The following is a 20,395-nucleotide window of genomic DNA, read 5'->3' on the forward strand; positions in this document are numbered from 1 at the left end:
TCAAGGATTGCCCACAGGAGCCGGTCATGCCCAGAACAGCGCTTGTCGCGATTCCGGTTTTCAAGCTCTACGGCGAGACGACTGCCTGGCCGACGCCGGATCTGATCCACTGCGAGTCGATCCCCGAACGCAGCAGAATCCATGAATGGGAGATCAAGCCCCATCGGCACAGCGATCTGGTGCAGTTGCTGTATGTGCAATCGGGGCTGGCAGTGTTGAAGGTGGAAGAGGCTGTCCATCAGGTCGACACGCCTTCACTGTTGGTAGTGCCTGCATTGAGCGTGCACACCTTCAAGTTCAGCGAGGACATTCAGGGCCATATCCTCAGCCTGGCCAGGCCCTTGGTGGAGCAACTGGAGGCAGCGCTGGACGGTCCGGTGACGGGCACGGCGTACTGTCATTCGCTGGGGGCCGACAGTCATTACGTGGATACGCTGTTCAACGAGATTGCGGCAGAGTATCGACAGCACCGTCCCGGGCGTGACCTGATGCTTCAGTCATTGATCAATGTGCTGATGGTCTGGCTCAGTCGGCGCAGCAGCGAGCATGCTCGTCGGGATATTCAGTTGCCTGATCGTGGGCGCGAGCATTTGCAGGCGTTCATGCATCAACTGGAGTCGAGTTTTCGCGAGCATTGGTCCATCGAGCGACATGCGCAGCAGATGGGCATCAGTGCCGCGCATCTCAATGCCCTGTGCCGTCGCCTGTGCGACCAGTCGGCCCTGCAGATCATCAACCAGCGATTGCTGCTGGAGGCCAGGCGCAGTCTGGTTTACACCACCATGACCGTCAATCAGGTATCCGACAGTCTGGGGTTTTCGGAGCCCGCGTACTTCTCGCGCTTCTTCAAGCGGGCGACGGGGATATCGCCCAGCCGGTTTCGTATTCAGCGTTAAAAAAAACGGGGCGCTTTGCAGGCGCCCCGTCTGTCTTACGTCACCACCTGATAGCACGGCACATAGGCTGCGCCGCCGGGCAGTTTCATACGATGCTGTTCGACGAACGCCTGCAGCAGCTTGTCCAGCGGCTTCATGATCGCCGGGTCGCCATGGATCTGATAAGGACCATGTTCTTCGATCAGGCGAATGCCTTTGTCCTTCACGTTACCCGCCACGATACCGGAGAACGCACGACGCAGATTGGCAGCCAGTTCATGAGGTGGAATCTCATGGTTCAGTTGCAGTTTCGCCATGTTTTCGTGAGTCGGGTCGAAGGGGTGCTGGAAGCTTTCTTCGATCTTGAGCAGCCAGTTGAAGTGGAAGGCATCGTTGCGCTCGCGGCGGAACTGTTTGACTTCCTTCAGGCTGCGGGCCATCACTCGCGCAACTTCTGCCGGATCGTCGACGATGATCTGGTAGTGCTTCTGCGCGGCTTCACCCAGGGTAGCGCCGACGAAAGCATGCAGCTGCTGCAGGTAAGGCTCGGTGTTTTTCGGACCGGTCAGAATCACCGGGAACGGTACATCCCTGTTGTCCGGATGCATCAGGATGCCCAGCAGATACAGGAACTCTTCAGCCGTGCCAGCGCCGCCCGGGAAGATGATGATGCCGTGGCCGACACGCACGAAGGCTTCCAGGCGTTTTTCGATATCCGGCAGGATCACCAGTTCGTTGACGATGGGGTTCGGCGCTTCGGCAGCGATGATTCCCGGCTCGGTCAGGCCCAGGTAGCGGCCGCCATTGATACGCTGTTTGGCGTGGGCGATGGTGGCGCCCTTCATCGGGCCTTTCATCACGCCCGGGCCGCAGCCGGTGCAGATGTCCAGGCTGCGCAGGCCCAGTTCGTGGCCGACTTTCTTGGTGTATTTGTATTCTTCGGTGTTGATTGAGTGGCCACCCCAGCACACCACCATCTTCGGCTCTACGCCGGCGCGCAGGGTACGAGCATTGCGCAGCAGGTGGAACACGTAGTCGGTGATGCCATGGGAAGTGCTCAGGTCGATGCGCTGGCTGTCCAGTTCGCTTTCGGTGTAGACGATGTCGCGCAGGGCGCTGAACAGCATTTCGCGGGTGCTGGCGATCATTTCTCCATCGACGAAGGCGTCCGCTGGCGCATTGAGCAGTTCCAGGCGAACTCCGCGGTCCTGCTGATGAATGCGAACCTCGAAATTCTCGTAGGCCTCAAGAATGGTCTTGGCGTTATCGACGTGGGCGCCGGTATTGAGAATGGCCAGGGCGCACTGGCGAAACAGTGTGTAGGTACTGCCTGAACCCGCTGCGCTGAGTTGCTGCACTTCACGTTGGGAGAGGGTTTCGAGGCTGCCTTTGGGGCTGACCGAGGCGTTAATCACTTGTCTTGGGATCATTCTATTTTCCATTAGAGCGATGCATCCGCAGTTGCATCAGGATGGTGAGCATCGATGACGTTCACGCCTGCCCGCATTGTCTACGGCACATGGACGGGAAAGCAAACGCTGCGCATCACAGTCACTGTATTGAGCATAGTCGCACGACTGAAATCTTTTGAAATCAGGCAATAACGGGCCTTTTGCCATATGGCTGAATTTTGACGCTCGAGGTGCCGATAGTGAACCTGACCCCGTTCAGAAGGTCTGTTAGCTGATGGACTCACTCGACGGACCACAAGGTCAGGAGCTTCAGCAGACCGTGTGAAAACGTAGCGAGCGAAGATCAGGCAAGGCGAAAACAGGCGAGGAAGCGGAGTTTACGTGTTGTAAATGAGCATTCTGAGCCTGTTTTCAACGCCGCATGGTCGAGCGCAGTAGTTTTCACGCAGTCTGCCAGGGTCTTAACTTTTTTATTTCAGACAAAGATAATCATTGCCATGTCTCGTCATCTTTCCGCACTCGTATCTCGTGCACCTGTCCTCTTCAACGCTTCCCGTCGCGCCCTTGGTGCCGGTCTTTTCGGCACACTGCTGACAGTTTTGACCCCTCATGCCCAGGCGGCGGAAAACGATCGCTGGGTCAGCGACAACCTCAGCACTTATGTGCGCAGCGGCCCAACCGATGGCCACCGTATTGTCGGCACCCTGAAATCCGGGCAGAAGGTCGATCTGCTCTCGACCCAGGGCAACTACAGCCAGGTTCGGGGCGAGGGTGGCAGCACCGTCTGGATTCTCAGCAGCGACCTGCAAGATGTTGCCGGGCCAGCCGAAAGGGTCCCGCAGCTGACCGAGAAGGTGGAAGAACTGACCGGGCAACTGGCCAATATCGACAACACCTGGAAGACCCGCGTGCAGGGCATGCAGGAAACCCTGGACGCCCGCAAGAAACTGATCGATGAACTGGAAGCCCGCAGCCAGGCGCTCAATACCGAACTGACCGAAACCCAGGCCGAACTGCGCGATACCCAGGCCCGTCTGGGTGACGAAAACAAGCAGGTCATGATGCGTTACATGGTCTACGGCGGCAGTATTGCCGGCATCGGCCTGCTGGTGGGCCTGATCCTTCCTTCCCTGACCCGCAGCCGCAAGCGCAACGACGGCTGGGTCTGATGTGACATCTCGTCAGGACGACGCTGTCGTTCAGCCAGCAAGTAGGAGCCAATTCATTCGCGAGATGCCATGAAGGCGATACATTTTCTGCGGATGTACCTCGCCTTTCGCGAATGAATTCGCTCCTGCGCCTATCTCATTCACCCAAGACCATTCAGTTTTTCAACCTTCGGTCGAGAAACTGAAGAGTCTTGCCAACTTTCTGGCAGACGGCGGAAAGAATCCCGCAAGTTGAAAAATGTTTAATGGCTACTAGCCATTAGTTATCATGTGTGCCCTGAAAGTTGGCTGCGAAGCCCGAATCAAAGCGTTTTCAGGTGATTGGAAGCACATTTTCACCCTCTGCAAGACAGGAATCTGGATGCTGGCGTACAACCAAAAGAGCTTTCTTATCGTCGACGATTTTTCCGATTTTCGGAGTTCGGTCAGGTCGATGCTGCGTGAGCTGGGTGTCAAGGAAGTGGATACTGCCGACACCGGTGAGCAGGCCCTGCGCATGTGCTCGCAAAAGCGCTATGACTTCGTCTTGCATGATTTCAACCTGGGTGATGGCCGCAAGAACGGTCAGCAAGTGCTCGAAGACCTGATGGTCGAAAGGCTGTTGAGTTACGAAAGCGTCTTTATCATGGTCACTGCCGAAAACAGTCAGGCCATGGTCATGAGCGCTCTTGAGTGGGAGCCCGATGGCTACCTGACCAAGCCTTTCAACCGTGCAGGCCTTGCCCAGCGTCTCGAAAAACTGGTGCAGCGCAAGACTCTGCTCAAGCCGATTCTGCAGGCCCTTGACCGTCGCAAGCCGGCTGAAGTCCTGGCCGCCTGCAATACCCTTATTCAGCAGGATCCGCGCTTCGCGCCGCTGTGCCTGCGCTACAAGGCCGACGCTCTGCGTGACCTTAACCAGAACGAACCTCTGGAAAGCTTCCTCAAGACCATTCTGGCCGACCGCGCTACGCCCTGGGCCTATGGCGCGCTGGGTAACCTGTTGCTCAAGCGTGGCAAGGTGACCGAGGCGCAAGCGGTTTTCGAACAGGCCATCAAGGCGTTCCCGACCATGCCGGCATTGTTTGACGGCCTGGCCGAAGTGCTGGTGGCCCGTGGCGATGTCAAGCGTGCCCAGAGCGTGCTGGAAAACGCCGTACGCCTCTCGCCACTGGCGGTGCGTCGGCAAAAGCTGCTGGGCAAGCTGGCGCTGGGCAACGAAGATTTCGAGAGTGCATCGAAGGCTTATCGTCAGGCTGTTTCCCAGGGCCAGCATTCGCGCTTCAAGGACCCTGAAACCAATCTCGGCCTGGCCCACGCCTTGATCAGCAAGGGCGGCGATCAGGGGCTGGATGCGCGTACCCGTGTCGAGATCAACAACGCTCTGGGCGATGTGGCCAAGGAGCACGGTGAAGACGAAGGCTTGCAAGTGCGTACTCGCTTGATGAAAGCGGCCAGCCTGCAGCATTCGGACCCTGAAATGGCTGCCAAGCTGACCGAACAGGCCATGTCGCGCCTGGACAATATGGGGCAGTTTCTCAGTGCCGATGCGGCGCTGGTGGTTGCGACCCAGCTCAAGCAACTGGGTCAGGAAGGTGCCGGCGCAGGCGTGCTCAAGAACTGTGCGGAAATCTACGGCGATGACCCGGCTGTCATGAAAAACATCGCTGCCATCACCGATGATCCCGAGATTCTGGGTGCCAACAAGGCAGCCATCGATCTCAATATTCAGGGTGTGCGCAGCTACAAGGCCGGCAATCTCACCGAGGCGCAGGACATGTTCCGTCGTGCCTTGGCCTTGCAGCCCAAGAACATCAGTATTGCGCTGAACATGGCGCAGTCCTTGCTGCATCCGGGGCAGAACCTGGGCGAAGCAGGGCGTGAAGAGTGTCGTGCTACCCTGAAAATGGTCGGCAAGATGCCCGATAGCGACCCTCGGTACGACCGTTATCAGAAACTCAAGGAAAGGGCGTTTGGCGCATGAGTGACAAACAGAACGGACTCGATTTCTCGATGGTGATCGCTTCCACTGTCCATGACATGAAGAACTCACTGGCGACCCTGACTCAGGCCCACAGCGAGTGGCTGGCGCAGCTCCCTGGAGAGCAGCGCAGTGCACCCGAAAACGGTGTGATCGATTACGAGTTCGCCAACCTCAATGGCATGCTGGTGCAACTGCTCGGTATCTACAAACTGGGCGTCAATCAACTGCCATTGCGTCCCGATTATCACGAACTGGATGATTTCATCGAAGCACAACTGGCTCATCACCAGGAAGTGCTGGGCAGTCGTGGCATTGCCGCCAACTATGTCGTGGACGCCCTGAGCCCGCTGGGTTTCTTCGACCGCGAACTGATCGGTTCGGTGGTAGCCAATATCATCGTCAACGCCATTCGATTTGCCCGTGAGGAAATCGTGATCAGTGCAAGTGAAGAGGATGGCCAGTTGAAGATCGTCATCAATGACGACGGTCCGGGCTATCCGGCGCACATGATCGAGAATCAGGACGATTATGTTCAGGGCATCAACCAGAGCACCGGCAGTACCGGGCTTGGCCTTTACTTCGCCGCACATATTGCCCGTCTGCATGAGCGCAATGGTGTGCGGGGGCGTATCGAGATTGCCAATGGCGGTGTGCTGGGTGGCGGGAAGTTCAGTCTTTATCTGCCTTGATAACTTTTTGACACCCCATACGGATTTTCAATTTTTCCCTTCTGTTATCTGCGCCGGTTTTTTGTCTTTCTCTCCTTCTGGCTTTTCAGAGCATGCTCCATACCCCCATGGAACATGCTCTGAATCCGCGTAAAACGGGCTTGGTTCGATTATTGCTTTGCCCCCTTAAATGCGCGCGAAGTCCATCTTCACGGCACTCATCCGATTTTTGCTTGTGGAGTATTGGCAATGGAAGACAAGGTTCTGAGGTTGATGGAAGAAGCCATGGAGGCCGATGAAGGCACGCTGAGCATGGGGCAGTCTCTTGATTGGGACTCGATTGCAGTGGTTACTTTCATGGCGCTGGCCGACGAACACTTTGGCAAGACACTTGCGGCCAGCCGATTGAGCAACTGCCGCAGTGTTGATGACGTCGTCAACCTTGTAAACGGATGAGATTTTTTGCGACGTGCAACAAGGCATCTTCATGCCTGGGGTGCGGCGTGAATATGGATTTTTTCCCTCTGATCATACCGCTTTCCCGGTGCATGAGCCCCGAAGCTGACGGGGATTGATCTGCAGGATATTCAGGGGGAGAGTTGTAAGACTGTCGAATACATGAGTCAGCCCGGTTGTGTATTCAAATAAGGAAAGATAAGTGGAAACCAATCCTTTTTCACTGAACAACAAGTTCATCATGGTAACTGGGGCATCGTCCGGTATCGGGCGACAAGTTGCCATCTGGCTCAGTCAACAAGGGGCTCGTATCGTACTGGTGGCCAGGAACGAAGAGCGACTGGAAGCCACGAAAGCTGAAATGCATGGAGAACACCATATCATCGAGCCTTTCGATTTCCTGAGCGGACAGGATATCTCGGGCTGGATGAAGAAAATCACTCTGGCGTACTCTCCTCTCGATGGTCTGGTTCATGCGGCTGGTGTGCAAATGCCTCTCCCTATCCGTGCCCAAGGGCTTGAACAGTGGGATAAGTTGTTTGCGATCAATGTCAGATCCGGTTTCTCCCTGATCAAGGCATTCCGACAGAAAGGCGTCTGTGCGCAGGCGTCCAGCATCGTACTTTTGTCTTCAGTCATGGCTCAGGCTGGACAACCTGCATTGGTGGGATATTGCGCAACCAAAGGCGCGGTTGAATCAATGGTGCGCGCTGCAGCCCTGGAGCTGGCGCGTGAGGGAATACGTGTGAATTCAGTGGCTCCTGGTGTGGTGAGAACTGAAATGACGCAGAAGCTGGAAGATCTTGTCGGTACAGACTCAATGGGGCTTGTCGAGCAGAAGCATGCCTTGGGTTTTGGTCATCCTCTGGATATAGCTTATGCGATCAATTATCTGTTATCGCCTGCTGCCCGTTGGGTAACGGGAACTTCATTGGTTGTAGACGGCGGATACCTTGCAGAATGAATATGAATAAACTGATCATTGTCGGCGCGGGTGGATTTGGACGGGAAGTTCATCAGTGGCTTGAAGACTGGGTGGCCTGTCATGAGGGCTGGGCCATTGCAGGCTTTATCGATGACCTCAAAAAAGATCTTGGCGACAAGAAAGGGTATTCGCCCATTCTTTCTACGATCGATGCGTATGAGCCTGGTCCTGACGAGTATCTGGTTTGTGCAATAGGAATACCTTCCGGTAAAAGATTGGTCGTAGAGAAGTTGAAGAGCAAGGGAGGCAGGTTTTTTACGCTTGTTCACCCTAAAGCGATTGTCGGTAGAAATGTGGTTATCGGCGAAGGCACGATTGTTTGCCCTCTCTCGACACTGACGGTTGATATTGAAGTGGGGCCGTTCGTCACAGTGAATCTATCCTGCACCGTTGGGCATGATGCTCGTATCGGCGGGTTTGTCACACTCAGTCCGCATTGCGATGTCAATGGCAACGTTACTCTGGATGAAGAAGTATTTGTCGGTACCGGGGCAACCATGATCCCGGGTGTTCACGTAGGGGAAAAGGCTATCATCGGGGCTGGCAGTGTTGTTGTCCGCTCGGTATCCCCTGGACAGACGGTCCTGGGTATACCTGCCAAACGTATTTCAGGGTGAATGTCATGGGCACCTATGCTCGCATCGCACACATAGAGTACGAGTTGCCTGTCCAGTCGCTGGATAATGAAGCGTTGGCCAGGGATTTTCCCGAATGGGACGTGGACAAGATCTTCCAGAAAACCGGTATCAATCAGCGCCATATCGTTGATGAGTCCGAAACGGCATCGGATCTGGCGTTTCGTGCGTGCGAGAAGTTATTTGCCAGTACCGATATCCAGCGCAGTGATATCGATGCTCTGGTCTATTGCACGCAGAGTCCGGATTACTTGTTGCCAGCCACGGCTTGTATCCTGCAGCATCGTTTGCAGTTGCCCACGACCTGTGCGGCTTTCGATTTCAATCAGGGGTGTTCCGGTTTCATTTATGGGCTCGGAATCGCCAAGGGGCTGATCGAGTCCGGGCAATGCAGGAACGTACTGCTGGTAACGGCAGAAACCTACAGCCGTTACATTCACCCCCAAGACAAGAGTGTGCGTACCCTGTTCGGCGATGCTGCAGCGGTGACTTTGCTTTCTGCCAGCACGGACGGTCCGTTTCTGGAGCGCTTCCGTTATGGGAGCGATGGCTCCGGAGCAGACAACCTGATTGTTCCTGTTGGTGGTGCCCGCAGGCCGTCAGCGAAAAACCCGCAGCTTGAGGCTTATGGCGATGACAGCGGTAATGTCCGTACCGATGCCGACCTCTACATGAACGGCCCGGCCATTTTCGAGTTCTCGATGACGCAGGTTCCCCAGTTGTTTGCTTCGTTGTTCGACGAAGAGGTGGGTGTTCCTGACATTGATCTTTTTGTCTTCCATCAGGCCAACCAGTTCATGCTCGATGCGTTGCGCCGACGTTTGAAATTGCCTGCCGAAAAGTTTGCCATGGCGTTTCAGCATTGCGGCAATACGGTGTCATGCACGATTCCGATTGCTCTGAAAGAGTCCATGAACAAGGGGGTTCTCAAGCAGGGAGATCTCGTCGCGGCCGTAGGCTTCGGTGTGGGATATTCCTGGGGAGCCTGTTTGATCCGCTGGTGAAAAGCATCTGAAAAGAAAGGGCATCTTCAGATGCCCCATCTCTTTCAGCTCAGCCAGGCATCGCGCCAGGTTTGCAGGTGAGCTTCATCCAGCATCCAGTGCCGAGTGACCTCGTGTTTCAATGCGTTACCCATTCGCGCACAGACATCCAACTGATCTATGTGCGCATTGATGGCCTCGATCCAGGCAGCGGTTTCATTCTTGACTCGCGTAACCGGCAGGCTGCCCTGATAACACAGGATGTCGCTGCAAATGACCGGGAAGCCGCAAGCTCCGAACTCGAGCAGAGATACCGCGCTTTTGCTCTGGTTGATCAGGTGTGGCTGAGCCGGGGCCAGGATCAGATCCAGATCCAGGCTGGCCAATGCGCCAGGGTACAGAGCGCCTTCAACAGGGGATCGCAGTTCGTGGATATAGGGTTTCAGCCACCTTGTACAAGGCCCCATGATGACCCACTCAACCTTGTCGGCCAGTGCTTTAATCACGCCTGAAAGCATCAACAGGTCGGCCTGCTGGTGAGCGCTGCCAACCCAGCCTACACGTGGCTTGTTGCGTGTCCTGCGCTGGCTTTCCAGATTCCGCCAGGTATCAGGTGACAGCCTGGTTTCGATGATCTGCACGTTCGGATGAACGTCCTGAAGCAGTTCGGCCAGCGCCGGGGTCGGTACAGTTACCCGGTCCACCCTTGCCAGGGTGTATTGCAACGAGGCTTGTATCGCGGCAAGCGGCGCGGCGTTTTTATCGATCTCATTGAAAGCGGGATATTCAGGCAGGTCGTAGATCACCAGGGCGTTGGTGTGGTCCTTGATGGCGTTGATTCTGCCCATTGCGCTTTCGTTGACCGGCCCTTGAATCACGACCGAATCCGGACTGAGTCGGGCGATTTCTGCCAGCGCAAGAGGGGAGTGTTCAACGATGGCATCGACCTTTTGCCCGGTGCGTAGCCCTTGCAGAGGATCAATGATCCGGTTGCCTGTGCTGCCACGATTGCCGGGTTGTGCAAGTACCACGGGCAGCGGGCGATGTATCAGTGGTCGCCAGCTCAACTCAGGGTTGTTCTGGGTGACGAAGCCGGAGGTCTGCAACGCCAGGTTCTTGTTGTAGGCCGGGTCCCAGGCCATGTAATGCAGCCACCTGTGGTAGAGAGCGCGAGTGGCGAAGTCCAGTTGCTGGGCATCGGCTTCGATGGTCACGGGTCTGAGCGCCAGGATCGAGTGAGGAGTCCAGACCACCAGATGCCCGGTGTCGCGAACCTTCAGGCACAGGTCGACATCGTTGAAGTGCTCATGGAACAGATGCTCGTTCAGACCCTGAACATCGTCATAAAGAGACTTGCGCACGATCAGGCATGAACCGCTGACGGCGCTGTAGTTCTGGTCCGTATCCAGTCGTTGCGCCTGGCTGGCACAGGACGCCAGTTCTTTGGAGGTCACCGCGCCTGCTGTACCGTTGAGACCGAGAATGATGCCTGCCTGCACGACGTTTCCATCGGGCGAAACCATTTTGGCACCCACGACCCCGACCTCGGGTCGCAGCGCGTGATTGAGCAGGTTGTCCAGCCAGTCTCTCTGGATGATCGAGGCATTGCTGGCCAGCATCAACAGGTAGTCGCCCCTGGCGTTGCGGGCGGCAGAGTTGAAGAGTGCCGATGTGCTCAGCGTTTCTTCATGGCGCAGGATGCGGATTCTGTCCGACTGCATCGACTCGATGGTCGCCAGCCATTCGAGGGTCTGAGGCGACTGACTGTTGTTGTCGGCAACCAGAATTTCATAGTGGGGGTAGATCGTGTTTTCCAGGATGCTTTCGATACACGGCAGCAGGGTATCCAACTGGTCTTGTGAGATGACGAGAACGGAAACCAGAGGCTGATCGGTCTGGCCGTATTCGATGCGGTAATGGCCTCCCTCGGTGGCATGAACCGCGCCGTTGACATAGCCACGTGCAAGCAGATGGCGTTGCAGTGTATTGGCTTCGTCATAGTTGTGCAGGTGGTGCCTTTGCGGCGCTATGACCAGCGGCTCGGAGGCATGCACGAACTCGGTGAATCCGGCATCTTCGATCATGCGCAGAATCAGGTCCAGCTCCAGGGCATTGGCATACGCTGGATCGAACCCGCCCACGGCCAGGGCCTTGTTCCGATTGAACAGCCAGTGGCGGCTGGTTGCTGAAGGGCAGGACAGCAGATAGTCCAGGCTGAAGTCTGGACGAAACGCGAGGCTGGCACCGCTCTTTGCATCCAGAGCCACTTCATCGCCAAACAGGGCGCAGGCATCCGGCGCTTCGATCAGCTTCATGACGGCACACAGCAGGCCGCTCTGGGTGAAGGTCGTGCCTGCGTCGACCAGAATCCACCAGTCATGGACGTTTTCCTGCATCAGGCCATTGAGGACTGTTGCGCGATTTTCCAGATCGGCAGACAGCCATGGCAATTGAGCCTGGAGCGGGGTTTGCGTCGACTGATCGTAGTCGGCAAGGATGAAGACCTTGAGTCTGTCCAGCAGTGGCGCTTCGGAGGCCAGGCTTTGCAGAGTGCTCAGAACACTTTCGGGTTGATTGTTGAAGTCCGAAACGACAATCGCGACCGAGGGGCCGCCATCATGGCTGCTCAGGTAGTCCGCAAGCAGTGAGTGCTCGGCTGGCGATGGTCGGCGTTTGCCCAGCCAGCCTGCGACTTGCGTATTGCGCTGGGTGGCTTCGGGTCTTCTGTCGAAGTGGGCGCGCAGATCAAGTTCCTGAATATTGTCGCGCTGGGACAGCGGAGCGATCTTGACCTTGTCGTTGAGCCCGTCGGGACGAACCCAGCCCAGTTCGCGGGTAATGCGGTAGTGATTGGCATGCCCTTCGCGGGGGCGTGTCGGATCGATGCGAAACTCTTCACTGCTCTGCTGATCCGAAACGCGGAAATATGAAAGTGTCCTTGCAAGCATGGCCAGGTTGCCCTGGCGCAGCAGTTTCAGATAGAGCGCGACATCGCCCAGTCCCCAGATCAATGTCTGGTTGAGCGACATGATGTCTTGTCCGAAAGCGAGTACATCCTCGCGACGGCACATGACCGAGCTGGGCTCGCCCACGAAGTTGATAGGATTCTGGGAAAGAAACGAAACCAGCTCCGGACCGTCCAGAACGACGTTTTTTCCGAAGGGGTTGAGGGTGGCCAGATTGTCGGGCAGCAGATCGCCGTTGCTGTCGATTCTCTTTCGTGTGGCGGACACAAGCTTGATGTCCGGGCTGTCATGCAGCACATCGAACTGCAGGCGTACGCAATCCGGGACGAGGATGTCATCGTCGTAGAGAAACTTGATGTATTCACCACGGGCCTGGCTGATGCCGTATGCAAGATTGTGTGGTTCGCCCAGTGAGGTGGCATTTTTCAGATAGTGAATGGGCCAGCGGCTGTCAGGGCTGAGCTTGTCGACAATATTTTTTATGCCGTCATCCCGGCAGTCATCGCAGACAAGAATTTCGATCTCGTCATGGTTCTGTCGCAGTGCGCTGGCAAGCGCTGCTTCAAAAAAGGCAGGCTTGTAGGCGGGAATAACAATACTGACCAGGCGTGAAGAGCTCATCGCAATACCACATGTGAAGAGGATAGGGAGGACCGGCCGTTAAACGGGGTCGGTGCAAGTGGGCAGGCTTCGCTCAACACTTGCGGCCTATGTACAGAACCGATTGCTCGGTGATGCCGTGCTGTTTGAACACCCCGTCACCGAAGGCCTGGGTACCCAGGGCATCGATCTGGAAGCCGGCTGTTTCCAGGCGGGCAATGAAGTCGTGTTTGGCGTACATGCGTACATGATCGTCCTGGCCGAAACGTGCCCAGCGCTCATCCACGCTCTTTTCATCCGGATCTTCGTCGGTCTCGGTGGCGGTCAGCAGCAATGGCACCATCAGGATGGCCGAGCCGCCCTTGGCCAGTACGCGATAGAGTTCGGACATGGCTTTGGCGTCGTCACGCACATGTTCGAGTACGTGTGAGCAGACGATGAGATCGAAAGACTCATCGGCGTAGATGTTCATGTCCATGATGTCGACCTTGTCATCGGCCATGGGCGAAAACAGGTCTGCCGAGCGATAGCGGGCATTGGGCAGGCTGCGCAGGAACTTTGACAGCACCGGCGCTGGTGCAATGTCCAGAATGCGCAGTTCCTTGCCTTCCGGGTTGTTCAGCATATGCATGGAGAACAAGGCATAGAGCCGGTCGCGATCAGAGGCGAGGCATTCAGGGCAGCTGTACTGGCCGACATTGAGTGTTTCGAAGTCCTCGACCGAGTAATAGACGTTCAAGCGATGGAGGGCTTCCAGATGACCTTTTCCCAAGGGATAGAAATTCGGAAAACGACAGGAGCATACCGGGCACGTTCGCATGTTTAGTTCTCATTACTTGCAGTGACAATCACGTCGATGATGCTGTCGAAGGCTTCATCGGTGAGGCTGTCGAAAATGGGCAGACAGAGGATCTGACTGGACAGGTCGGTGGCGACAGGCAAGCGATCAGGCTTGGCCGAGTCCAGGCCCCTGTACATCGGGAAGGTGGAAATCAGCGGGTAGAAATAGCGGCGTGCGAGGATATTGCGGTCGCGCATGCGCTGGTAAAGGTCATCGCGGGAAACGGCAAACTCTTTTCTGACCAGTACCGGGAAGTACGAGTAGTTGTGCTTCTCGGTGCTCTGCCAGACGATGTCGATACCCGGCACCGAGGCCAGTGCCTCGCGATAGCGTTCATCGATGCGCTGGCGTTTCAGCAGGGCCTGGTCGATGTGCTGCAGTTGCAATAGACCGAAAGCGGCATTCACTTCACTCATCTTGCCGTTGATGCCGGGTGCTACCACGGTAACTTCATCGGCGAATCCGAAGTTTTTCAGATAGTCGATGCGTTGCTTGGTTTTCGCATCCGGGCTGACGATGGCGCCGCCTTCAAAGGTATTGAACACCTTGGTGGCATGGAAGCTCAGTACCGACAGGTCGCCGTGATTGAGCAGGCTTTCGCCACGGAACTGCACACCGAAGGCATGGGCCGCGTCGTAGATGACTTTCAGGCCGTAACGGTCGGCGATCTGCTCAATGCGGTCCACATCGCAAGGAATCCCGTAGCAATGCACCGGCATGATGGCCGTGGTTGCCGGGGTAATGGCCTCTTCGATACGGTCCGGGTCCAGACTGTAGGTATTGGGGTCGATGTCGACGAAGACCGGCGTCAGGCCATTCCACAGCAGAGAGTGCGCGGTGGCGACGAAGGAGTAGGGCGTGGTGATGACTTCGCCCTTGATCCGCAGTGCCTGGATGGCGGTCATCAGCGCCAGGGTGCCATTGGAAAACAGCGACAGATGCTGGACGCCCAGATACTCGGCCAGCTCCTTTTCCAGTTGCTGGTGAAACGGGCCGCCGTTGGTGAGCTGATGGCTTTGCCAGATCTTTTCGAGGTAGGGAATGAATTCCTCAAGAGGCGGTAACAGGGGACGAGTTACGGGAATCGATGCGCTCATGGAGACTTCTCTACTCGTGTCGCAGATGATTGCTGCTCGGCAGGACATTTCTTGACGCTTTACCCGTTCGCGGGAATGGCGTTGACATAAAAATGGCAGCCAAACTGTTTTGCCGATGGTAAAAGCAAAAAACCGGCCAAGAGTTCCGTATCCTGTTTCGGGGGCCTGGAGTTGTGATCCTGTCGAGCAACTGTGTTCAGTGCTTGATATTGAGAACGCCCGGTGAGTATTTTGTACAGATGCCGCAAGGCGGTCCCCATGACAATCAAAGGATTGAACAATGACCTGCAGTGACCCCCATTCCCTTGCGCAGCGGTTGGTGGGCATCGATGAAGTGGAATGCGTTACGCCTGATCTCAATGGCGTGCCACGAGGCAAGGTGATGACCGCGACCGGTTTCCTGGAAGGTCGCCGCCTGCAACTGGCCAGTGGTGTATTGCTGCAATGCATCATGGGAGGTTATCCGCCCGCGCGCTTTTACAGCAGTGATGATGGCGACCTCGCTCTGATCGCCGATCCGCAACAGATCCATCTTCTGCTCTGGAGCGAGCAGCCTCGTGCACTGGCGATCTGTGATGCGGATAACCTCAGCGGCGAGGGGTGCGAGTTATCGACGCGGGTTCAACTGAAATCGGTCATTGCCCGCTATGCCGAGCACGGGCTGTCGCCGGTGGTGGCGACCGAGCTCGAGTTCTTTGTCTTTGCTCCCAACCCTGATCCCTCTCTGGCCTTTGTGCCGCCGGTGGGGCTGGATGGACGGCGTGAAGAAGGTTTTTCTGCCTTCAGCATCAGTTCCAATAATGGCCTGCGTCCGTTTTTCAGGGAGGTTTACCGCTGCATGGCGGAACTGGGGCTGCCGCGTGACACGGTCATGCACGAGATGGGCGTCAGCCAGTTCGAGATCAATCTGTGGCATGGCGACCCTTTGCTGCTGGCCGACCAGACCTTCCTGTTCAAGCACCTGCTCAAGGAAGTCGGACTCAAGCATGGTCTGAATGTGGTGTGCATGGCCAAGCCATTGGCGCATACCGCAGGCAGCTCGATGCATATTCACCAGAGCGTGGTGGAGTCTGCATCGGGGCGTAATGTATTCAGCGATGAGCAGGGGCAGGCGACGGATCCGTTCCGGCATTTCATTGCGGGACAGCAGACCTGCCTTGGCGATTTCACGGCGTTGTTTGCACCTCATGTGAATTCCTATCTGCGACTGTTTCACCCCTATGCATCGCCCAATAATGTCTGCTGGTCCCTGGATAACCGCAGTGCGGGGCTGCGTATTCCGGCGAGTGAGCCTCGGGCCCGAAGGGTGGAGAACCGTCTGCCGGGTGCCGATGCCAATCCTTATCTGGCGATTGCGGCGAGTCTGGCGGCAGGTCTGCATGGCATCGAGCAAAGGCTGGAACCGACCGCACCCGTGCAGGGTGAAATCGTGGTGCCGGAAGAATTGGCATTGCCCTGTACCTTGCACGCTGCTCTGGAACGTCTGAAGCGCAGCTCGTTGGCCAAGGAACTGTTTGGGCATGTGTTTATCGAAGGCTACATCGCCTCGAAGACCATGGAACTGACCAGTTTTCTTGATGAAATAACCCCCTGGGAGCGGCGTGTATTGGGTGCCCAGGTCTAGAAACCGTTGTTTTGGCGTCGCCTGTGCGGGTGACTCTTTATTTTTGGAATGTCCATGCGTCAAATCTGGAAGTCTTTTCGGGGTCTGTATTTCGCTTCGCTGATGATGTTGATCGGCTCGGGTCTTTTAAGCACCTACCTGGCCTTGCGGCTGGCGGCCGATGAGGTCGACGGTCTGTGGATCGGTGCGATGATGGCTGCCAACTATTTCGGGCTGGTGCTGGGCGGGAAGGTCGGGCACCGGCTGATCGGCCGGGTAGGGCATATCCGTGCCTATGCGACCTGTGCCGGTATCGTGGGCGCGGCCGTGCTGGGGCTGGGATTGATCAACTGGCTGCCGGCCTGGCTGTTCCTGCGCATGATCGTCGGGCTGGGGATGATGTGTCAGTACATGGTGGTCGAAAGCTGGCTCAACGAGCAGGCTGCGGCACGTCAGCGAGGCATGGTCTTCAGCGGCTACATGATTGCGTCGTATCTGGGCCTGGTATTGGGGCAACTGATTCTGGTGGTCCATCCAGGGCTCGGGCCTGAGCTGCTGATGCTGATTGCCATGTGTTTTGCCCTGTGTCTGGTGCCGGTGGCGATGACCCGCAGCATTCACCCTGCGCCACTGCGTCCGGCACCACTGGAGCCGCGCTTTTTCATCAGCCGGGTACCGCAGTCGCTGACTACGGTGCTGGCTTCGGGGCTTATAGTCGGGGCCTTTTATGGTCTTGCGCCGCTGTATGCCGCCCAGCAAGGATTGTCGACCGAGCATGTGGGTGTGTTCATGGGCTTCTGCATTCTTGCCGGCCTGCTGGTGCAGTGGCCGCTGGGTCTGCTTTCCGACCGCTATGACCGGGCGCAACTGATGCGTACCTTTGCGGGTGTTCTGGTGATCGCTGCCTTGCCGCTTGCGGTGCTGCCGAGCATGCCGCTGGAAATGCTGATGGTGGTGGGCTTCATTGCGTCGCTGGTGCAGTTCAGCCTGTATCCGCTGGCGGTGGCTTTTGCCAACGACCACGTCGAGGGCGAGCGGCGGGTGTCGCTGACGGCGATGCTGCTGATGACCTTCGGTATTGGTGCCAGTATCGGCCCGCTGGTAGCCGGTGCCCTGATGAAGCAGTTCGGCAGCAACATGCTCTATGCGTTTGTCTGTTTCATCTCACTGGTGCTGGCGCTGCTGACCCGTCCCAAAGCGGTTACCCATCAGCATCAGGTGGACGACGCGCCGCTGCATCACGTCGCGATGCCGGACAGCATGGCCAGTTCGCCGCTGGTGGTTGCGCTTGACCCGCGGGTCGACGAGCAGGTGGTTCAGGAGCAGATGCAGGCCACGGTTGAGCCTGAGCCTGAGTCGGAACCGGAGCAGGAAGTCAGCACCGAGCAGCCGGTGAAACCGGCAAAGGTTGCTGAGGAAGAGGAAATAGATAGGCCCTGACGGGAGCTGCAAGCTAAAAGCTGCAAGTCAAAAGCTTGTAGCTTGACGCTTAAAACTTGCAGCTGCTTCTATCAAAAATCGTCGTCTTTATCGAACCGACGCGCTTCGCGCTGTAACTGATAGACGAAGCGTTCCACCTGGCGCTGTACCAGGCCGCTCATGTTGTGGAAGCGTACGCCTGCGAAGGTGGTATGGAATCTTTCTTCGAAGTGCAGGTAGCGCAGCTCGACCGGCGCAGTCATCGCGCCGAAAGGCAGTTTGGCGATGAAGCGTTCGTAGACCTGACCCAGTTGCATGCGCTCGGACACATCGCCCTCGAAGCGCAGCTTGCAGCCGGTTGCGGAGATATCCAGCAATTTGCCGACCAGAGGCGATTTGAGTTTGTCGCCACCGATTTCAATGTCGACCAGCTGTGCCAGCTTGAGCGCTGCACGGAAGGCGTTGCGACGCTGGTGGTAGATCACTTCGGAGGGCAGGGGGCCGCGGTAGAGGCGCTGGCCGTCCGTATCGACGATGGTCATCTGATCCGAGCTTTCCCAGGCGATGCGCACGCCGTCATGGAAGCCTTCGACACGGAACGATTCGCCATTGGCCAGGAATCGTTCGCCGTCGCGGGGGATCATCTCGTCGAGGGCCATGACGTTACTGTCACGGTCGACCTCGATCAGGTAGCTCTGGAAGCGTTGTGAGCGCTCATGAAAGGTAATGATCAGAGGATCATTATGTTCAAGTAGCAACCGCAGGTTAGCGGCAATTTCCAAAGGTGTATTGAGAACCTTCGGGGGCTGCGGAGCATCATCCGCGCTTGAGCCATTCACGTTTTTACTTCTCCAGGCAAAATACTACGGCAACGCAACAACAGGCATTCTGCCACTACGCACTGAACCTTGAAACAGGAAGTTACGCCTGACTCAGAGGGCGTGGTCTTGCTCTTCCTGCGGTCGATCCACGGCTGTCATACAGCGTCGGGGTATCGGCACCATTCAGGATGCGAAGCTGGTGAGCGGTTGTCACCTGTTGCAACTGGATAAGACTACCATTCTGCTCGTTGATAGCCTGGCACTCAGCGATCAATGCGCTCAGTTCGTCGCTCGCGGCAAGAAGCTGTTCGCCCACATCGGACTGGCTGGCCAGCTCCTGGAGACCTTTGCGGTTCGCAGGTAGCCCGATGCCAGCGAGTAACTGACTGCGCCTGCGGCCATGTTGTTCGAGAAGAATCACCAGCGCCTGTTTCTGCGCCAGGATATGTTCCATCTCGCCCATGTCGCGGCCATGCAGAACCAGTGACTCGGCCTTCAGCAACTCAAGCAGTTGCCGGGTAGGGACCATGCCGTCGGTGATCATCTGAAGCAAAGTAGTATCTTGCATCGCATGCTCTGGTTTTCAAGCGTCCAGATTATCCACCGCAAGCACAGGGCTTAGCGCTGGGTTTCGAAGTTGAGCAGTTTGCTGGCTACGCGGTTGCTGTCCACTGTGTAGGTGCCGTCTGCAATCGCTTGCTTCAACTCGGCTACGCGAGCGCTGTTGACGGTTGGCAGTTCGCCCAACTTATCAGTGATCTTCTGCAACTGCTGAGCCTCACTGCTCAAATGAACGGATTCCCCGGTGCCTTTGACGCTTGCAGTCGTTGCTGCAGATGCGGTGGCATCGGTTTTACCGCTTTCCTTTGTAGTCCCGGTGCGCGAAGTGCTACCGACAGACTGTGAATTTCCAAGGCGACTGAAATCTATGACCATGATCGAAAAAACCTCTTGGGTGTTTGGACGCTTGCCTTGTTTTCGGCCCAACCCAAAAAAACTTTAGGCTTTGTGTGAAAAGCATATGGAACGGGCTTTCCACCGCGGGGAATATGCACCGCAGTCTAGGAAAAACGCGCGTCCGACGCCAGCCTCATCGATCTACATTGCTACTTCCACCTGCCCCGGGCCGGTAATATTGGCCTTGATAACGCGATTGGAATTCAGGTTTTTCACCCGTATCTGCTCGTTGAAACTGCCATCGGACAGCGCCTCGCCGGGCATGCGTACCGACAGGGAGCCGCTGCGGGCGGTAATGACCACCTGATCGCCCTTGCGAATCATCTGTGGCTGTTCCAGAAACACCGGCGACATCACCTGATCGATGACCGTTGGTCGGATTACCTTTTGCCCCACTGCCTGATCCAGGGAAGAGAGGAAACCCAGGCCCAGGCTGCCGATATCTCGCTCCCTCAGCATCACATCGTCCTGCGACACGATACTGTCGCGTTTCAAGGGGCGTACCGATACCACCACATTGCGAAACAGCTTTACCTCGGCCGGCACGAACACGGTCCACGGGGACGAGCCTTCACAACGTACGCGTACGGTCACTCTGCCCAATGGCTTGGGGCTTTCCAGTTTTGCTGTCAAATCCTTGTCACAGGAACCCATGCGCATTCGGGGGTCCAGTTGCCTTACCTGGATTTCAAAACGACCTTCAATCTGGTTAGTCGATAAATAGTCTTCTACTGTGAACTCAAGAAACCCCTGTGTGACGCCGATAAGCTGTTCAGGCAGTGTGAAACTCTCGGCGCGGCCGTAGTTTGCAGTGCTTGAAAGGCACAGCACGGCGATCACGCAGAGCAATCTGCGGGTTTCCAGTGTCAGGTGTCGAAAAATTGTCGTCTTTGCGTTCATGGCGTATAAAAAGCAAGGCTCGTGCCGCTTGCCAAATCTGGTGTG

General features: G+C 56.6%; 18 protein-coding genes. 10 read left to right on the forward strand and 8 right to left on the reverse strand.

Annotation, left to right across the window (positions count from 1 at the left end; genetic code table 11):
* Positions 1 to 26 precede the first annotated feature (26 nt).
* Positions 27 to 896 (forward strand): helix-turn-helix domain-containing protein, encoded by an 870-nt coding sequence (locus JSY17_RS05780; RefSeq protein ID WP_206401996.1) that lies wholly within the window; start codon positions 27 to 29, stop codon positions 894 to 896.
* Between the two features lie 35 nt (positions 897 to 931).
* Here the strand turns inward: JSY17_RS05780 and ppnN are convergent, their stop codons facing one another.
* Positions 932 to 2,305, reverse strand: a complete 1,374-nt coding sequence (ppnN, locus tag JSY17_RS05785) for a nucleotide 5'-monophosphate nucleosidase PpnN (RefSeq protein WP_117166764.1) — start codon at positions 2,303 to 2,305, stop codon at positions 932 to 934.
* Positions 2,306 to 2,784: 479 nt separating this feature from the next.
* Between ppnN and JSY17_RS05790 the strand changes: the two genes are divergently transcribed.
* From JSY17_RS05790 to JSY17_RS05820, 7 genes are all read left to right on the forward strand, one after another.
* A complete protein-coding gene (locus JSY17_RS05790; RefSeq protein WP_117166763.1) occupies positions 2,785 to 3,456 on the forward strand; it encodes a TIGR04211 family SH3 domain-containing protein in 672 nt (223 codons plus the stop codon).
* A gap of 361 nt (positions 3,457 to 3,817) precedes the next feature.
* Entirely contained in the window at positions 3,818 to 5,419 is a 1,602-nt protein-coding gene (locus JSY17_RS05795; RefSeq protein WP_117166762.1) for a response regulator, read from the forward strand.
* Complete coding sequence (locus JSY17_RS05800; protein ID WP_117184106.1) at positions 5,416 to 6,108, forward strand: sensor histidine kinase; 693 nt, start codon at positions 5,416 to 5,418, stop codon at positions 6,106 to 6,108. Before JSY17_RS05795 ends, JSY17_RS05800 begins: the two co-directional genes overlap by 4 nt.
* A gap of 228 nt (positions 6,109 to 6,336) precedes the next feature.
* Entirely contained in the window at positions 6,337 to 6,543 is a 207-nt protein-coding gene (locus JSY17_RS05805) for an acyl carrier protein (RefSeq protein ID WP_117166760.1), read from the forward strand.
* Between the two features lie 202 nt (positions 6,544 to 6,745).
* Positions 6,746 to 7,507, forward strand: a complete 762-nt coding sequence (locus tag JSY17_RS05810; RefSeq protein WP_162881789.1) for an SDR family NAD(P)-dependent oxidoreductase — start codon at positions 6,746 to 6,748, stop codon at positions 7,505 to 7,507.
* The gene (locus tag JSY17_RS05815) at positions 7,504 to 8,145 is read left to right on the forward strand and encodes an acetyltransferase (protein WP_206401997.1); all 642 of its coding nucleotides are present in this window, start codon (positions 7,504 to 7,506) and stop codon (positions 8,143 to 8,145) included. Before JSY17_RS05810 ends, JSY17_RS05815 begins: the two co-directional genes overlap by 4 nt.
* Positions 8,146 to 8,150: 5 nt before the next feature.
* Entirely contained in the window at positions 8,151 to 9,167 is a 1,017-nt protein-coding gene (locus tag JSY17_RS05820) for a ketoacyl-ACP synthase III (protein WP_206401998.1), read from the forward strand.
* 44 nt (positions 9,168 to 9,211) lie between these two features.
* Here JSY17_RS05820 and JSY17_RS05825 read toward each other — a convergent pair whose 3' ends face one another.
* The 3 genes from JSY17_RS05825 to vioA all read right to left on the reverse strand — a co-directional run bounded on the left by JSY17_RS05825 (position 9,212) and on the right by vioA (position 14,650).
* Entirely contained in the window at positions 9,212 to 12,733 is a 3,522-nt protein-coding gene (locus JSY17_RS05825) for a glycosyltransferase (RefSeq protein ID WP_206401999.1), read from the reverse strand.
* 73 nt (positions 12,734 to 12,806) lie between these two features.
* Entirely contained in the window at positions 12,807 to 13,532 is a 726-nt protein-coding gene (locus tag JSY17_RS05830) for a methyltransferase domain-containing protein (protein ID WP_117166756.1), read from the reverse strand.
* 2 nt (positions 13,533 to 13,534) lie between these two features.
* Positions 13,535 to 14,650 carry a dTDP-4-amino-4,6-dideoxy-D-glucose aminotransferase VioA gene (gene vioA / locus JSY17_RS05835; RefSeq protein ID WP_117166755.1) on the reverse strand — a complete coding sequence of 372 codons (1,116 nt, stop codon included), beginning with the start codon at positions 14,648 to 14,650 and terminating at the stop codon, positions 13,535 to 13,537.
* A 280-nt stretch (positions 14,651 to 14,930) separates the two neighbouring features.
* Between vioA and JSY17_RS05840 the strand changes: the two genes are divergently transcribed.
* Entirely contained in the window at positions 14,931 to 16,274 is a 1,344-nt protein-coding gene (locus JSY17_RS05840; protein WP_206402001.1) for a glutamine synthetase family protein, read from the forward strand.
* A 54-nt stretch (positions 16,275 to 16,328) separates the two neighbouring features.
* On the forward strand, positions 16,329 to 17,693 hold the full coding sequence (locus JSY17_RS05845) for an MFS transporter (RefSeq protein WP_206402003.1): 1,365 nt from the start codon (positions 16,329 to 16,331) through the stop codon (positions 17,691 to 17,693).
* A gap of 71 nt (positions 17,694 to 17,764) precedes the next feature.
* Here JSY17_RS05845 and JSY17_RS05850 read toward each other — a convergent pair whose 3' ends face one another.
* The 4 genes from JSY17_RS05850 to flgA form a co-directional block, all read right to left on the reverse strand.
* The gene (locus tag JSY17_RS05850) at positions 17,765 to 18,511 is read right to left on the reverse strand and encodes a flagellar brake protein (RefSeq protein WP_117166752.1); all 747 of its coding nucleotides are present in this window, start codon (positions 18,509 to 18,511) and stop codon (positions 17,765 to 17,767) included.
* Positions 18,512 to 18,593: 82 nt separating this feature from the next.
* The gene (locus JSY17_RS05855; RefSeq protein WP_117166751.1) at positions 18,594 to 19,061 is read right to left on the reverse strand and encodes a flagella synthesis protein FlgN; all 468 of its coding nucleotides are present in this window, start codon (positions 19,059 to 19,061) and stop codon (positions 18,594 to 18,596) included.
* Between the two features lie 50 nt (positions 19,062 to 19,111).
* Positions 19,112 to 19,429, reverse strand: a complete 318-nt coding sequence (flgM, locus tag JSY17_RS05860) for a flagellar biosynthesis anti-sigma factor FlgM (RefSeq protein WP_117184099.1) — start codon at positions 19,427 to 19,429, stop codon at positions 19,112 to 19,114.
* Between the two features lie 162 nt (positions 19,430 to 19,591).
* A complete protein-coding gene (flgA, locus tag JSY17_RS05865; RefSeq protein ID WP_117184098.1) occupies positions 19,592 to 20,350 on the reverse strand; it encodes a flagellar basal body P-ring formation chaperone FlgA in 759 nt (252 codons plus the stop codon).
* Positions 20,351 to 20,395 lie beyond the last annotated feature (45 nt).

Origin of the sequence: Pseudomonas capsici (assembly GCF_017165765.1) — a bacterium.
Classification (GTDB): domain Bacteria; phylum Pseudomonadota; class Gammaproteobacteria; order Pseudomonadales; family Pseudomonadaceae; genus Aquipseudomonas; species Aquipseudomonas capsici.

What these genes read in the sequence shown, in the direction of transcription:
- JSY17_RS05820 (WP_206401998.1), top strand. Translation starts at nt 8,151, where the DNA reads ATGGGCACCTATGCTCGCATCGCACACATAGAGTACGAGTTGCCTGTC.
- flgM (WP_117184099.1), bottom strand. Translation starts at nt 19,429, where the DNA reads ATGGTCATAGATTTCAGTCGCCTTGGAAATTCACAGTCTGTCGGTAGC.
- JSY17_RS05825 (WP_206401999.1), bottom strand. Translation starts at nt 12,733, where the DNA reads ATGAGCTCTTCACGCCTGGTCAGTATTGTTATTCCCGCCTACAAGCCT.
- vioA (WP_117166755.1), bottom strand. Translation starts at nt 14,650, where the DNA reads ATGAGCGCATCGATTCCCGTAACTCGTCCCCTGTTACCGCCTCTTGAG.
- ppnN (WP_117166764.1), bottom strand. Translation starts at nt 2,305, where the DNA reads ATGATCCCAAGACAAGTGATTAACGCCTCGGTCAGCCCCAAAGGCAGC.
- JSY17_RS05790 (WP_117166763.1), top strand. Translation starts at nt 2,785, where the DNA reads ATGTCTCGTCATCTTTCCGCACTCGTATCTCGTGCACCTGTCCTCTTC.
- JSY17_RS05830 (WP_117166756.1), bottom strand. Translation starts at nt 13,532, where the DNA reads ATGCGAACGTGCCCGGTATGCTCCTGTCGTTTTCCGAATTTCTATCCC.
- JSY17_RS05795 (WP_117166762.1), top strand. Translation starts at nt 3,818, where the DNA reads ATGCTGGCGTACAACCAAAAGAGCTTTCTTATCGTCGACGATTTTTCC.
- flgA (WP_117184098.1), bottom strand. Translation starts at nt 20,350, where the DNA reads ATGAACGCAAAGACGACAATTTTTCGACACCTGACACTGGAAACCCGC.
- JSY17_RS05855 (WP_117166751.1), bottom strand. Translation starts at nt 19,061, where the DNA reads ATGCAAGATACTACTTTGCTTCAGATGATCACCGACGGCATGGTCCCT.
- JSY17_RS05780 (WP_206401996.1), top strand. Translation starts at nt 27, where the DNA reads ATGCCCAGAACAGCGCTTGTCGCGATTCCGGTTTTCAAGCTCTACGGC.
- JSY17_RS05805 (WP_117166760.1), top strand. Translation starts at nt 6,337, where the DNA reads ATGGAAGACAAGGTTCTGAGGTTGATGGAAGAAGCCATGGAGGCCGAT.
- JSY17_RS05800 (WP_117184106.1), top strand. Translation starts at nt 5,416, where the DNA reads ATGAGTGACAAACAGAACGGACTCGATTTCTCGATGGTGATCGCTTCC.
- JSY17_RS05815 (WP_206401997.1), top strand. Translation starts at nt 7,504, where the DNA reads ATGAATATGAATAAACTGATCATTGTCGGCGCGGGTGGATTTGGACGG.
- JSY17_RS05840 (WP_206402001.1), top strand. Translation starts at nt 14,931, where the DNA reads ATGACCTGCAGTGACCCCCATTCCCTTGCGCAGCGGTTGGTGGGCATC.
- JSY17_RS05845 (WP_206402003.1), top strand. Translation starts at nt 16,329, where the DNA reads ATGCGTCAAATCTGGAAGTCTTTTCGGGGTCTGTATTTCGCTTCGCTG.